Here is a 14,295-nt window from a genome sequence, read left to right on the forward strand (position 1 = left end):
CGATCTGGTGTCCCACTCGCGCAACCTTGCGCGGGTGGGACGACCCGTTTATACTCCTTTTCCAGACGCCCCCCACTCCGGTTAAAGGCTCTTTTCCGGGCTGTTGTAACAGCCGCCCTCTCTCGCGCGTTCGTAGATCTGGAAGCGCTTGCCCGGTCTTTAAGCTTTATCCGGTTTCCTCCGATACTCCCTCTGGCAAGAAGTACGATCAGACGTAGCGTCAGTCCTTCGGGAGCCGGCGGTCGTCTCCTCAGGTTCCTCCCCCGTTATGTAGATCGCAACCCTGATTGATGGTTATTCGAGCCGCCACGCGTTGTCTGCTGTGCTTCCTCCTCTGTGGCGCCCTGTCGGGTGTCCGGGAGGCCTGCGCACAGTGGAACAGCCTGCTGGCCGCACTCGCGAATAACCCGCAACTCAGCCGGTCGACATCCGGATTTTCATCTTCGTCGCACGCGGTTTCGGTGCGTCTGCCTATCGGCGGTCCGCACGCGATCAACGTCACAGGGGAGTACTTTCGGGCATCCTCGCTGCCCCGGTTTAATCCGCAGCGATTGCGCGCCGACCCTGACTGGCGATTTCGCTCGATTCCTGTGACGTTCAGCTACACGTATTCGCTGCCTTCCGTGACGCGCAAATTGCAGCCGGTAGTGGGCGTGGGTGTTTCCACGCATCTCTTCGCCGAACGCATGCGCAACGGGATGCGCGGCGGGTCGTTGCCGCAGCCGGGCTTTACGACGCGGTACGGGCTGCGCGCCGGAGCGGAAGCGACGATGGGTATTCGGATGCTGATCAGCCGGCAGGTGTTTGTGCTGGCGCAGAGCCGGTACCGGTATGTCGGCACGATGCCCGGCATCCCCTCCTGGTCCAGGAACGGTCCGTTTACGCTGCTCGACTTCAGCCTTGGTCTCGGTTTCGAGCTGTAGACCCCCCCACCCCCCACAGTACGAGTGTCTCATCTTTAGCATTGGGATGAAGTCGCACTTTGCGACTAGCCTAAATCATTCCAATCGAGCGTGGTTCTCAAGCCCCCTTTTTTCGGCCTTTCAGGCGCGATCCGGCACCGGCATGTCGTTCGCCTGAGGGGTATGTGCCACCCGCTCGATCCAAGATCACATGACGCCATCGAAAAGCACATATGCCTTCGTTGCCGTGATTCTCTGCGCGGCTGCGGCAACCGGTCCCTGCGTGTTCGCGCAGGACGCGGTCGTTGTGCCCATGTTCGGTGGTGAAACCGTCAAGCTGCCCTCTCAGCCCGCTCGGGTATTGATCCGGTCCACGTCGAAGACCCTCACGTTCACGTACCCGCTGCGCGGCCCCCATGCCCTGAACCTGACCGGCGAATTCTTTCGCGCCGCCTCGTTGCCCCGGGCGTATTACAAGATGGCGGGGATCGATCCGGACTGGAAGTTTTACTCCTATCCCCTCACCTTTGCCTATTCGTACCTGCTGCCCGTTCGGTCCACGCGGTTCCTGCCTGTGTTTACCGCCGGCGTGACGGCGCATTTCACGCGCGCCTACCGCCTGATGGATGCGGCGCATCGCCCCATCGGCCCCCAGATCAAAAGCGAAACCGACCGGGATGTCTTCTACGACCGCAGTTACGGCCTCGGGTATGGCGCCGAAGTGTCCATCGGCTTCCGGACCGTGCTGAACCCGCATCTCTTCCTGCTCACGCAGTGCCGGTATCGACTCGTCCATAGCACTCCGTTCGGACGCAATGCGGCGCTCGGGATGCACTTCAGCGTGGTCGACTTCGCCCTCGGCGCCGGCTTTACCCTTTAGGCGCCGGCCTCGCGGTGCGGTTCTTTATACCCCGGATGAGATCCGTCGTCTCCACGATTTGACGAAGCAACCTTCCCGGTTTACTTTCGGACGTTACCCTCTCCAAACGCCCGGAACGCCCAGTGCCTTTTCGTCTTCCCACGCACGTCTATATCGAACCCGGCTGTCTCGATCGGCTTCCGGGTCTTGTCGCCTCCCTCGATGGGGGGCCTGTCCTGCTCGTCTACGACGCCGGTCTGAAGGCGACCCGCTGGCCGGCGCGCGTGCTCGATTTGCTCGTGACCTGCGGCCACGAGGTGATGGTGTTCGACGGCGTCGAGGTCAATCCCCGAAACACCACGATCGATCGGCTGGCCGCCGGCGCGCGCGATCGGGGCATACGCTGTGTCGTCGGGCTGGGGGGAGGCAGCGTGCTGGATGCGGCGAAGGCGGTGGCCATGCTGCTGCGCAACCCCGGCGGCTGCCTGGATTACGAAGGCCGCAACCGGTTTGCGCATGGATCGGCGCCATTCATCGCCATCCCCACCACCTGCGGGACGGGTTCGGAAGTGACGTGGGTCTCGGTGATCACGGACGCGGCGGCGAAGCGCAAGGCGAGCGTGAAGGGAGACGGCATGTTTCCCCGCGTCGCGCTGGTCGATGCCCAGTTGCTGCGTACCCTGCCTCACGCGCTGGTCGCCCAGACCGGCGCCGATGCGCTGACCCATGCCGTGGAGGCGTATACCGGCCAGGCGGCCAATCCCGTCTCCGATGCCCTCGCGGAACAGGCCGTCACCCTGCTATTTTCCTACCTCCGGCGCGCGGCAGCCGATATCGAGCACGACGATGAGGCCCGCGAGGGCGTCATGCGCGCGGCCACGATCGCCGGCATCGCGTTCGGGAATGCGGACGTGGCCGGCGTGCACTGCCTGTCGGAGTCGCTGGGAGGGCTCTGGGATGTGCCGCACGGGCTCGCGAACGCGATCCTGCTGGCGCCCGTCATGCGTTACCATCTGCCCCACATCGAACCGAAGCTGGCCCGACTGGAGGCGCTGGTGGAGCCGGAGCGCGCCGGCGCGACCGGCGAGCGATTCATCGAACGGCTCGAAACGCTCGTCAGCGACCTGGGCATTCCGCCGTTTTCATCCCTCCACATCCCGAGCGGCGCCTACGCGCAGGTAGCGGAGGCCGCCGAGGCCAACAACTCCAACGCGTCCAATCCGCAGCCGATGGATGCGAACGCCTATCTGCACATCCTGCGTCATCTCCCGTAAGATGGGGTCAAGACGTCAGCGTCCCCTCTTCCACGGGTGCGAGCGGCAGTTCGAAAAAGAAGGTCGTGCCTTTGCCCATCGTCGACTCGACGCTCAAGCGTCCTCCGTGCATCTCGATGATGCGTTTCGAGATGCTGAGCCCGAGCCCGGTGCCGCCTTTTTGCCGCTGTAGGGTCGAATCGACCTGCACGAATTTGTCGAATATCGTCGCGATCTGCTCCTCCGGGATGCCGATTCCCCGGTCCTCTATCGCCACCCGAACCATCTCGGGCTCCCGGTCGACCCGGATGGTTATCGTTTCGTCTGTCGGGGAAAACTTGGCGGCGTTCGAGATCAGGTTGGCCATGACCTGGAGCAGCCGGTCCGGATCGCCGTCGAGCGGGCACGGTTCCGTCGTGGAGACCAGTTCGAGGCGGACGTTGTGTGCCCTGGCAAACCCGGCATTGGATTCCAGCGACTGGTTCATCAGCTGCACCAGGTTCACGGGCTCCCGGTGGATATCGAACTTGCCGGCTTCCATCTTCTGGAGGTCGAGCAAATCGTTGATGAGCCGCACGAGGCGCTCGCAGTTGCGCCGGGCGATGCCGATCATCCGTTGGGCCGCCTCCGGGATGGCGCCGACCGTTCCCGAGGCGAGCACGCCGAGCGAGCCGTTGATCGAGGTGAGGGGGGTGCGCAGCTCGTGGCTCACGATCGACACAAAGTCGTCCTTGATGTGCTCGAGCTGTTTCCGCTCCGTGATATCGCGAACGATGCCGGTGAAGATGCGCTTGCCGGCGACGAGTACCTCGCTCACCGATAATTCGATGGGGAATCGGGTCCCGTCGTGGCGCATGCCTTCCACCTCGCGTCCTACACCGATAATGCGGCGCTCGCCGGAAATGAGGTATCGTTCGAGGTAGGCATCGTGCTCCGCCGCGTAGTCCATCGGCATGAGGCAGTTAACGTTTTTGCCATAGACCTCGTGGTGCGCGTAGCCGAAGATGGCCTCCGCGGCGGGGTTGAACGACTCGATGATCCCTCGTTCATCGATGGTAATGATGGCATCCACGGCATGGTCGACGATGGCTTTGATGCGCGCATTCGACTCCTCGTGTGCCAACTGGGCCCGTTTCTGGACGGTGATGTCCCGGAACGAGCATCGACTGGCGATCAATACGCCATTTTCGTTTCGTATGGCGCTGGCGTTGAGGGTGACATCGATCGGCTGGCCGCTCTTGCGTCGCAGCTGGAGTTCCACGTTGTAGACCTCGCCATCGGTGTGGATGCGATCGAGCGCCTCGTAGGTCCGCCGGCGAAAGGCCGGTGTGCTGAGGCTGAAAAAGGGCATGCCGATCAGCACGTGTTTGGGATACCCCGTCTGGTCCGACAGCGTCACGTTGCACTGGACAATCATGCCGCTGAGTGCGTCGACCGATACGTACATGTCGGGCGCGTTTTCGTACAGATCCAGATATTTCTCGTAGAGCGACTGGTACCGCGTCTCCGAATGACGCACGCTGGCTTCGGCTTGCTCGCGCGTGCGGATTTCCTTCCGCAGCAGGAGATTGACGGACTCGAGTTCCTGCGTTCGTTCCCGAATCAGCTCCTCGAGATGGCCGCGATGCCGGATGAGCTCCAGTTCGGCTTCCTCACGCTCGTCGATTTCGCTTTGCAGCGAATCGTTGATGTGTTTCAATTCATAGGGGCTGGGGATGCAGACGAGCGTGGGGACCAGCGCATGCAGGATGACCGCGACGGTCAGGCAGAGGAACGCGGTCACGGCATCGAGCAGGCCGGCTATCCGATACGCGCCGGTCCACACCACCCAGATGTCCGACGCGTACGAGAGCCCGAAAAGGAGGACGGTGATGCCGAACAGGGACATCAGGCTGCTGAAGGTCGAATCGTTCCTGCCGCGGGCCAGCCGCGCGAAGGCAACGGGTATCGCGAGGCAGGCGATCGCTAGCAGCACATTCGAGAGCACGTGCAGCCAGAACATGTCGTCCGGCCAGCCGAATCGAGTCGCCGGCGATGTGGTATTCGGTTCAAAAAACGCCGTGAAATACTCGAGCATGTTCCACCCATACTGAATTGCGCAACTGCTAAGATTAGCATCGGCGCTGGGTTAGTGGGTATAAGGCGCGGGCAAAAAAATCGGCGTGCTTGCTTGGGGAAGGTGCTGCCCGCGTGCACCTCGGCGAACGAATCCGGTATCGCGTCGCGTTCAGGGCGCGCAGTGAGGCGGGTTTTTTAGATGCAGACATCCTCGTGCTCGTCGTGAAACCGTGGTCCGTATCGATTCGGGCGATGCCGTGCCGCGACCGTCCTCGCACAATCTTCAACAAGAAACGATTTAGTGCTTGGGGTGGGGCCGCGATACACGACTTACCCACTGTTTACTCGATTCCTGGCCCGACCTCATTCCTGCCCCGACGCGCCGGGTTCACAAGGACCATGTGAGGGTTCGTATGAATGAGACGTCTTTACAGCGGATCATGATCATCGAAGACGATGAGGACATCCGTCTCGTCGCGCACCATTTGATGCAGGCGCTGGGGGGCTTCGAGGTGGAGGCCTGCGAGAACGGGAGTATCGCGCTGGATCGCGTGGCGCAATTTGAACCGGATATGATCCTGTGCGACGTGATGATGCCGGTCATGGATGGGTTGAGCACGCTGGCCGAGCTGAAGCGCACGCCGGCGCACGCGCACATTCCGGTCATCTTTATGTCGGCGCGCGTGCAGAAACACGAGATCGAGGAATACCTGGGAAGAGGTGCCGTAGCCGTGATCGACAAGCCGTTCGATCCGGTAGCGCTTTCCGATCGCATCCGCGCTATCTGGGCCGAGCTCTAGCAATGACCCCGAGGATGCCGATGGCGTGCATTTGCCGTCGCCGGTTGCAGGCCCAGGGAGGTGGCGCCTGTAACGAGGCCCGTTTCGTAGAACCGTTCACCGCACGTCCGACAGGAATGCTGTGAACGTACCCAGCATGTATAAACAGGAGAATGTCATGACCGATTCCATTGCAAACGAGAAGCTTGAAACGTTGCGCGCATCCTACCTCGGCAAGCTGCCTGAAAAGGTGAGAGAGATCGAGATGGCGTTGCAACGGGTCAACGGGAGCGGCGAGGACGTGACGAACGGGTTGCGCGAGGCGTATGGATTGCTGCACAAAATGATCGGCGGCGCCGGGATTTATGGGTTCACATCCATATCGACCATGGCGAGCACCTTTCTGGATTTCGTTCGCCCGCGGAAGGACCTGCAGAACCTGCCGGCGTCGACGCTCGCGGAAATCGGTCAGCTCATGCGCGCACTCAGGGAGGAGGTCGAGCGCGTCGTCGAGCGGCGCCAGCCCGAGACGGAATCGTCCGCCCTCCGGTTCCACCCGCCGGCGCACCCTTCGCTGGGCATGCACTTCGCGGGGCGCGAGGTGTTTGTGGTGGATGACGACCCCGATCAAACGCGGATGCTGGACTTTGTCCTGCAGCAGGCCGGTTTCGAGGTCGCCACGTTCGGCGCGCTCGAGGATCTCGAGTACGCCCTCGCCGAGCGGACGCCTTTCGCCATCGTATCCGACATGATGTTCCCCGAGAACAACCTGGCCGGCGCCGAGGCCATAGCCCGGGTTCGGTCGCGCATCGATGCCTCGGTGCCTGTCTTTTTTCTCTCCGCGCGACGGGATATTGCCGCGCGCCTGGCTGCAAGCCGCGCCGGCGCGACGCGTTATTTTACCAAACCCGTCGATGTCCGCGGCCTGATCGGCGCGATCGAGAAGTCGAAGCGCCCCAAGTCATCCCCGGTAGGCCGGGTATTGATCATCGACGACGACCTGGTGCCGGCGCAGTTCATTGCCGCCAAGCTGACGGAAGCCGGCGTCGAGACCGACATCCTCACCAGCCCGCTGCTCGCGTTGGAAGCCATCGAGTGTTCCAACCCGGACCTCCTGCTGCTCGATTATTATATGCCCGGTTGCACCGGACTGGAACTGGCGGCCGTCATTCGCCAGCACGAGGCGTACTTCGATTTGCCGATCATCTTCCTGACGTCCGAAGCGAATGAGGAGGTCGAAATGGAGGCCGTTGCGATCGGGAGCGACGATTTCTTCCGGAAGGGTATGGAGCCTGATACGCTGGTGAAGGCGCTGAAGGCCCGGCTCAGTCGGATCAAGGCTTATGCCTCGGTGAAGAAGGCTAACCTCTGGTCCCCGGAAGCCAACTGTTAGCGTGTGATTCAGGAATTGCCTATTTTAGGGGTGGTGATCGCCCAATTCGGGCGTCATGCTACCTACGAAAGAGACCATTCCTATGAGACGATTACATCTAATGGGCGGCCTGTGCCTGGCCGTTCTTGCCTATACCGGTTGCGAACCCCAGGAGCCTCCCGCCGCGCAGGCCGAAGAAAGCATGGAGACGGCGATGCCGTTTTCCCTGCAGATGACCTGGGAACTCAGCGACGGCGTTAACCGGCCTGAATCGATCGCGTTCGATCCTGCGACCAATGCCCTGTACCTGTCCAACATGGCCGGTGGGGCCACGGAGAAAAATGGGACGGGCTACATCGCCAAGGTCGGGCTCGACGGAACGATGATCGACAGCGCCTGGGTCGTCGGCCTCGATGCGCCCAAAGGGGTTGACGTCGGCAACGGCATGCTGTACGCGGCGGACATCGATCAGCTCGTGGAGATCGATATCGCGGCCGGCGCGATCAGCGCGCGGTATCCCGCCGCCGGCGCCCAGTTCCTGAACGACGTCACGGTCGCGCCCGACGGTTCGGTCTATGTTTCGGACATGAACCAGGCGTCGGTGTGGCGCCTGAAAGACGGCGTGTTCGAACCGTGGCTTCAGGGCGACGCGATCCGCTCGCCCAACGGCCTCTTCGCGGAAGCCGACCGCCTGTTGATCGCGGCTAACGGGACCGACATCGAAAATCCGGGCAATGCCCGGTACCTGATGGCCATCTCCTATGCCGACAAGGCGGTGACTCCCCTGCGCGACGAAGTCGGTATCGGCGGTCTGGACGCGATCGAGCCTGACGGTAAGGGCGGGTACATCCTGTCCGACTGGGGCGCGGGCAAGGTCTTCTACTACACGCCCGAAGCCGGAGCGACGGATGTGCTCACGGTGTCCCAGGGTACGGCCGATCTCGAATACGTACCGGCGCAGCGGATGGTTTATCTGCCCGTCATGATGTCGGATCGGTTGATCGCCTACCAGGTACCGTGACGGTCGGGTAAAAAATAGTGTGATGCAGGGATAGTCATTCGCTTCGGCTGGCGAATATCCTACATGCATTGTGGCCTACAGATCAGGGTTCGAGCGGTTCGCGTCTCGGGCCCTGGTCTTTTTTTGTGGGTATCGGGTGCGCGCTACTCCTTCAGTACCACTGCAGTGCTCCGACAGTGCCGGCTAAAATAAGGCGTCGGTTCCAAACCCGGTCCGGCGGGCCTGCGTACCTTATAACGCAATGAGAAGAGTAGCGTCCTTTTCTGGATATGACGCACTCAGCGAGACACATCTCGATATGGGGACGGAGGACATTGGAGGGGTAGAGCCTCCGTCCCCTCACTTCTTTTTCGATACGCAGGCGAGCGGTTCCGATTCGTTACATTAGCCGGCCCTTAAGAGATGCCGGCGCCTACCGATACAGACCTTGTCACATCATAAGAATGGACGGAGGTCGTTACGGTGGGGTACGACCTCCGTCCTGCACCTCGTAAGGCCGAGCGGCCAGACAGTATAGCGAAGAGGGGGAAGAACAGATCGATGACGAGCGGCAGGTCGCTGGAATCTGAGATCGGAGCATGGAGCTGACGCATCGCCGGTGGGGATTGGTTATCAAAATCCATTTGTCAGGGTATCGGCTGCGTAGCCCGTTGGTTTAAACGAACGGGGCGCCGCGTTATGTCTGCCCGGCTCGCACGAGACCCCGTTTCAGCTTCAGGCTTCCTGCGCTTTCAGGGGGCGGTGTAGGATTTCCATGGCCTGGCGTCCCGTTCCGAATAGATTGTCCCGTAATGAGGCCTGTGTTGTATCAAAGTGATATCGCGTGAGACGCTCGGGGCGCATGTCACGCCGGCCGGCCGGATTTTGAAATCGCCGCACAGGCAAATCGGCGATTTTGGGCGATTAACGCCGGCAAATGTTGAGGAACTGTGCAGGATTGGTGCTCATTCTGTTTTGGCACCGTAGGTGTATTGGGAAGTGACGAAGGGTAATCACGTTCTCAGCACCCGAGGACATGCGCCGCCTGAAAGGGCAGCCGCCTCCGCATAGTGGGAGGGTTGATCTCGGGGGTACACCTACTGAAATGATGCGGGTGCCGGTCGGCAAAATCGAGGTCAATTTCGATACGCCGATAACGAGAGGCCGAATGCGCCAAAGGTGCTATAGCGCCACGCCAGAGGTTGAGACCTGGCACCCGGGTACCGAGCTAAATTACATTCGTGATTCGGGCCAGGCGCCGTTCACGTGATTCTTTGAGCTATTGAAGTGTACGCGAGTTTGCTGCTATAACCGGGGGGCAAGCAGCAAAGGTAGAGGACCGGCCGGGTTCGCCCGGCCGGGCTTCAACCACCGTTTGCCCCAGGTAAGGCGTGCGTGGTTTGCTTATACAGCGCCAGAAAAACACGCCTATAGCGCACCAGCAATTGCTGCTTAAATCGGGGGGCAAGCAGCAATGGTAGAGGACCGGCCGGGTTCGCCCGGCCGGGCTTCAACCACCGCTACACGAACGAACTAAAAAGGCGGGATGCCGCGCTACGACATCCCGCCTCTCCTGGGTTTGCTGCTTAAATCGGGGGGCAAGCAGCAAGGTAGAGGGCTGGCCGTTTCCCTCACGGGTAACGGCCGGCCCGAACCATTTACAAGACCCGAAAGATACTACCCTGTTTTGAATATGCTGCTATAACCGGGGGGCAAGCAGCAAGGTAAAGAGCCGATCCAATGCAAATTGGGTCGGCTTTTCCTGTTTTGTTACATTTGGTCGCGCTCTTCGGGCGGCTCGTCCTTGCCGGCATACCGTTTCACGCGGCGCAACAGATGCTCTTCCTCGTCGCGTTGCTGGTGCGCCTCCATCCAGGCGGCAATGCGTTGCTCGTACCCCTGGCCGCTCGGTTTGTAGAAGTACGTGCCCTGCATCTCGTTCGGCAGGTACTGTTGCGGGACGTAGTGATCCCGAAAGGCGTGCGGGTAGAGGTATCCCTCGCCATGGCCGAACCCTTTTTTGTCCCGATTGGCATCTTTGATCGGATTCGGAACGTCGTGCGACTGCTCCTGCTCCACGAACTGGAGCGCGTCGAAAAACGACAGGGTGGTGTTGCTTTTGGGTGCGGTGGCCAGGTAGAGGCAGCATTGTGCCAGGTGGAAACGCCCTTCGGGCATGCCCACGTAGTCGTATGCCTGCGACGCGGCCACGGCGATCTGCAAGGCGCGGGGATCCGCGAGGCCGATGTCTTCGGAGGCGAAGATCAGCATGCGGCGAAAGATGAAACGCGGGTCCTCGCCGGCGTAGACCATGCGCGCCATCCAGTAGAGCGCGGCGTCGGCGTCCGACCCCCGGAGGCTTTTGATGAAGGCGCTGATCGTGTCGAAGTGGGCATCGCCCTCCTTGTCGTACAGGACGGCTCGTTTCTGGATGCTCTGTTCGGCCACCGGCAGATCGATACGGAGCACCCCCTGTTCGTCCACGCGTGTGGTTTCGACAGCGAGCTCCAGCGCATTGAGCAGCGAGCGGGCGTCGCCGTTGGCGGTGCTGACGAGGTGCGCGAGCGCGTCGTCGTCGATGACGACGTTGCGGGTTCCATAGCCCCGCTCCCGGTCCTGGATAGCCATGAGGGCCACCCGGCGGAGGTCATCCTCCTCCAGGGTCCGCAGTTCGAAGATGCGCGATCGGCTGACCAGCGCCTTGTTGACCTCGAAGTACGGGTTTTCGGTCGTTGCGCCGACAAAAATGACGGTGCCGTTTTCGACATGCGGGAGCAGCGCATCCTGCTGGGCCTTGTTGAACCGGTGCACCTCGTCGACGAAGAGGATGGTCCGCTTCTGTTGCAGCTTCAGCCGCTCCTGGGCATCGTGGATGGCATCGCGGATATCTTTCACGCCGGCGAGCACCGCATTCAGCGCCGTGAAGTGGGCCGATGTCGTGTTGGCGATGATGCGGGCCAGCGTCGTCTTTCCCGTGCCCGGAGGGCCGTAAAAGATCAAGGAGGACAGCTGGTCGGCTTCGATGGCGCGCCGGAGGAGCTTGCCTTCCCCCAGCACATGGCCCTGCCCGATAAAGGTATGCAGACTGCGCGGCCGCATGCGGTCGGCGAGAGGCGCATTCCGGGCCCGGTAGCGCTCGGCGGCGTCGTTGAAGAGGTCGGACATGTGGGTGATCGCAAAATGCAAAATGAAAAACGCAAAATGATGCCCGGGGGATCACAAACCGAGTTCGGCGAAGGCTTCTCGCACGCCCTGCTCGAACAGGAGCGCGCCGCCCTGCGAGGGATGGCGCACGTAGCGGCAGGGTAGGCCTAGCTGCTGCAGTACGTGTTCGGCCTTTCGGCCAATCGCCAGAATACGCTCGGGCTTGAGGATCTCGACCATGCCATCCACTACATCCCGGAACGCCATTACTTCCCGATGGGTCGGGTTTCGGATGGACAGCATGCGCTCCGCCTTGTACGGGTGGAACGGGACGGTATTCCAGGTGAAAAAAGCCGGGAAATAGGGTCGCAGGATACGCCAGTAGATATTCGCGCTGTACTCGGTGTGCGGTTTTTCTTCGAGGCTTGTCGGCGTCCCGTCGATCGGAAACGCCGGGTCGGCCAGTTGGGATTCGCTGACGAGCGGCACGCCCGAGAATCGGCAGCCCCAGGGCCCCGGCGCCTCGGCCAGCAGGAGCACCCTCGGGGCGGTCCGGTAGCTGGCGAAGTATTGCCGAAGGTTCTCGCGTCGGATCGCCGGCGCGTCCGGATGGTCGATGCCGTCGACCCGGTCCGCGTAGGGGTTAAAAAGCCCCGCAGCGGAAGGGACCGTAAACACCTGTTCCGATACGAGCGCCCAGAGTCGGTCTGGCAGGGAAGTAGCGTGCATGCGAAGCCTTACGATCCGAAGAGCCCTTTGATCGCGCCCGCCAGTTCGGGCATGCCGATGAAGGCGAAAAACAGCAGGGTGCCGATCAGGATGAGGGTGGTGAGGGGCCGATTGCGGTGGACGCCCATCCACCCGGGTTTTCGATTCAACAGAAAGAGGGTCAGCGCAAGCATCGGCATGACGAGCGCACCGTACACGGCATTGAGTTTCTGGACGAGCTCGAAGTTATAAAACAGCCCCACCATCGGGATTGTCGCGATGCCGACGAGATAGGCCCGGTAGGGCGTGCTCCGGATGTCGACCCGGTCGCGGCCCGGTCCGGGGCGGGTGATGCGGAGGTAGTCGGCAAAGAGGTAGGGCGTCGATTGCCAGACGCCGAGCATGCTCGAGAACATGGCCGCCCAGGCGCCGACGAGAAACAGCAGGCGTCCCGCCGGCCCCGCGACGCCGCCCAGCTGGTCGCCCAGCGACACCACGAGCTGCGCGCTCGGCTGCCGCTCGAGGTCGATGGCGCTCGCGATGATCACCATCGACATGCCGAAGAGCGCCGTGGCCGCGTACGCCACGCCGAGGTCGATCCGGCAGAGCCGGATCGCGCCGGCGTCCGCACGCCCTTCTTCGCGGATCCAGTATCCGTAACTCAGCACCGTGAGCGTTCCTCCGACGCCGCCCATCAGGGCCAGCGTCCACGTGGCGCCCTCGTCGACGCCGGCCGGGGCGTAGGCGGGTATGCGGGGTACGAACAGGCCCTGAAGGACCGCCGGCCAGTCGGGGCCGATGAGGACGGCGGTGAGGACCACCAGGAGAAACATCAGCCCGATGCAGAGGCTCATGGTCCACTCGAACAGGCGAAACGACCCGGCCAGGACGAGGCCGAGGGCTACGAGGCTGTGGAGGGCGCCCCAGATCATCTTGGCGCGAACGGGGTCGTCGAACACCGGGAAGAGGGCATGGGCGGCGACGCCGCAGGCGCTGATGAGCGACGAACCGACGCTGAACGACCAGACGAGGAAGTAGGTGATGAAGAAATACCGGGCGATCGGGCCGAGCCGGCGGATGGCGCCCTCCAGGAGGGTTTCTCCCGTGACCAGCTGCCAGCGCGCCAGCCCCTCGGTCAGCACGAACTTGATGCCGGCGCCGAGCGCCACGGCCCACAGGACGGCCACGCCGAGCTTGCTGCCCGCGAAGGCGCCGGTAGCCAGGTCGCCGGCGCCGACGCCGGTGGCGGCGATCAGGATGCCCGGACCGATGACGGCGATCCAGGCGCGTCGGGCGATGGGCGAGTCTGCGGGCATCGGGTAGCGGGATGGACGGCGGCTCCATGATACGGCCGCGCCGGGGTAACTCGCCAAAAAGAGGGCGTGGACTGGCGGGTTTTTCTTGTCCGCATCCGTACATTTCGGGGCGTTCCACCGTCGCTTCTCCTCGAAAAAACCACGACATGCATCGCGAGCACATCAAATGGCACAGCCCCGCTCTCGGGCGGGACATGGATCTCCTCGTACTCGGTCATGCCGGCACGCCCGCGCTCGTGTTTCCATCCAGCCTCGGGCGGTTTTACGAGTGGGAGGATTTCGGGATGGCCGGCGCCCTGTCCCGCCAGCTGGAGGAAGGCCACAACCGGCTGATCTGCGTGGACTCCGTCGATGCCGAGAGCCTCTACAACCGCGGCGTGGATCCCTACACGCGCATCAAACGGCATCAGCAATACGAGCGCTACATCATCGACGAAGTGGTGCCGTATATCCGCCACATCAGCGGGCAATCCTTCCTGATTGCGGCGGGCGCCAGCTTCGGCGGGTATCATGCGGCGAACATGGTCTTCAAGCACCCCTGGGCGTTCGGCAAACTGATCGCCCTGAGCGGCGCGTTCGACATCAGGTCGCAACTCGACGGGTTCTACAACGACGACGTGTATTTCAGCAACCCCATCGATTATCTCCCGAACCTCACCGACCACGGCACGCTCGAGGCCATTCGCCGCAACCATATTATCCTGAGCACCGCCGAGTACGATCCGTGCAAGGCGGCGAACGATACCCTCAGTGGCATCCTGCACGCCAAGAGCATCGGTCATACCCTCGATTCGCGCCCCGGCGTATTCGGCCACGACTGGCCCTGGTGGCGCGATCTCATCGTGCAGCATATCGCCTGAGCCCATCGCGCGGTCAACCGTCCGCGCGAGCACCCGCAACCCCA

At 62.2% G+C, this 14,295-nt stretch carries 11 protein-coding genes; 7 read left to right on the top strand and 4 right to left on the bottom strand.

Annotated features, from left to right (window positions below):
• Positions 1-290 precede the first annotated feature (290 nt).
• From R2834_06065 to R2834_06075, 3 genes are all read left to right on the top strand, one after another.
• Positions 291-923, top strand: a complete 633-nt coding sequence (locus R2834_06065) for a hypothetical protein (protein ID MEZ4699875.1) — start codon at positions 291-293, stop codon at positions 921-923.
• A 262-nt stretch (positions 924-1,185) separates the two neighbouring features.
• Positions 1,186-1,782, top strand: a complete 597-nt coding sequence (locus R2834_06070) for a hypothetical protein (protein MEZ4699876.1) — start codon at positions 1,186-1,188, stop codon at positions 1,780-1,782.
• A 122-nt stretch (positions 1,783-1,904) separates the two neighbouring features.
• A complete protein-coding gene (locus R2834_06075) occupies positions 1,905-3,035 on the top strand; it encodes an iron-containing alcohol dehydrogenase (GenBank protein ID MEZ4699877.1) in 1,131 nt (376 codons plus the stop codon).
• A gap of 7 nt (positions 3,036-3,042) precedes the next feature.
• Here R2834_06075 and R2834_06080 read toward each other — a convergent pair whose 3' ends face one another.
• Positions 3,043-5,091, bottom strand: coding sequence for a PAS domain S-box protein (locus R2834_06080; protein ID MEZ4699878.1), 2,049 nt, complete (start codon positions 5,089-5,091; stop codon positions 3,043-3,045).
• A gap of 421 nt (positions 5,092-5,512) precedes the next feature.
• Here R2834_06080 and R2834_06085 point away from each other — a divergent pair, with 421 nt between their 5' ends.
• From R2834_06085 to R2834_06095, 3 genes are all read left to right on the top strand, one after another.
• Complete coding sequence (locus R2834_06085) at positions 5,513-5,872, top strand: response regulator (GenBank protein MEZ4699879.1); 360 nt, start codon at positions 5,513-5,515, stop codon at positions 5,870-5,872.
• A gap of 157 nt (positions 5,873-6,029) precedes the next feature.
• Positions 6,030-7,244, top strand: a complete 1,215-nt coding sequence (locus R2834_06090) for a response regulator (GenBank protein ID MEZ4699880.1) — start codon at positions 6,030-6,032, stop codon at positions 7,242-7,244.
• Positions 7,245-7,326: 82 nt separating this feature from the next.
• Positions 7,327-8,244: a hypothetical protein gene (locus R2834_06095; GenBank protein ID MEZ4699881.1), complete on the top strand. Its 918-nt coding sequence runs from the start codon at positions 7,327-7,329 to the stop codon at positions 8,242-8,244.
• A 1,749-nt stretch (positions 8,245-9,993) separates the two neighbouring features.
• Here the strand turns inward: R2834_06095 and R2834_06100 are convergent.
• Genes R2834_06100 through R2834_06110 form a run of 3 tightly spaced genes read right to left on the bottom strand, consistent with a single transcriptional unit; the run spans position 9,994 to position 13,391 of the window.
• Positions 9,994-11,388: an AAA family ATPase gene (locus tag R2834_06100; protein ID MEZ4699882.1), complete on the bottom strand. Its 1,395-nt coding sequence runs from the start codon at positions 11,386-11,388 to the stop codon at positions 9,994-9,996.
• 51 nt (positions 11,389-11,439) lie between these two features.
• The gene (locus tag R2834_06105; GenBank protein MEZ4699883.1) at positions 11,440-12,096 is read right to left on the bottom strand and encodes a uracil-DNA glycosylase; all 657 of its coding nucleotides are present in this window, start codon (positions 12,094-12,096) and stop codon (positions 11,440-11,442) included.
• An 8-nt stretch (positions 12,097-12,104) separates the two neighbouring features.
• Entirely contained in the window at positions 12,105-13,391 is a 1,287-nt protein-coding gene (locus R2834_06110; GenBank protein MEZ4699884.1) for an Nramp family divalent metal transporter, read from the bottom strand.
• A gap of 146 nt (positions 13,392-13,537) precedes the next feature.
• On the opposite strand from R2834_06110, the gene R2834_06115 reads away from it, so the two are divergent.
• Positions 13,538-14,251 carry an alpha/beta hydrolase-fold protein gene (locus R2834_06115; GenBank protein MEZ4699885.1) on the top strand — a complete coding sequence of 238 codons (714 nt, stop codon included), beginning with the start codon at positions 13,538-13,540 and terminating at the stop codon, positions 14,249-14,251.
• Positions 14,252-14,295: the final 44 nt, after the last annotated feature.

The sequence above is a fragment of the Rhodothermales bacterium genome, assembly GCA_041391505.1.
Lineage (GTDB): Bacteria > Bacteroidota > Rhodothermia > Rhodothermales > JAHQVL01 > JAWKNW01.

Bases quoted from the DNA above. Each gene is read 5' to 3' on its own strand.
- R2834_06065 (MEZ4699875.1), top strand. From the start codon at position 291: ATGGTTATTCGAGCCGCCACGCGTTGTCTGCTGTGCTTCCTCCTCTGT.
- R2834_06080 (MEZ4699878.1), bottom strand. From the start codon at position 5,091: ATGCTCGAGTATTTCACGGCGTTTTTTGAACCGAATACCACATCGCCG.
- R2834_06085 (MEZ4699879.1), top strand. From the start codon at position 5,513: ATGATCATCGAAGACGATGAGGACATCCGTCTCGTCGCGCACCATTTG.
- R2834_06090 (MEZ4699880.1), top strand. From the start codon at position 6,030: ATGACCGATTCCATTGCAAACGAGAAGCTTGAAACGTTGCGCGCATCC.
- R2834_06095 (MEZ4699881.1), top strand. From the start codon at position 7,327: ATGAGACGATTACATCTAATGGGCGGCCTGTGCCTGGCCGTTCTTGCC.
- R2834_06100 (MEZ4699882.1), bottom strand. From the start codon at position 11,388: ATGTCCGACCTCTTCAACGACGCCGCCGAGCGCTACCGGGCCCGGAAT.
- R2834_06105 (MEZ4699883.1), bottom strand. From the start codon at position 12,096: ATGCACGCTACTTCCCTGCCAGACCGACTCTGGGCGCTCGTATCGGAA.
- R2834_06110 (MEZ4699884.1), bottom strand. From the start codon at position 13,391: ATGCCCGCAGACTCGCCCATCGCCCGACGCGCCTGGATCGCCGTCATC.
- R2834_06115 (MEZ4699885.1), top strand. From the start codon at position 13,538: ATGCATCGCGAGCACATCAAATGGCACAGCCCCGCTCTCGGGCGGGAC.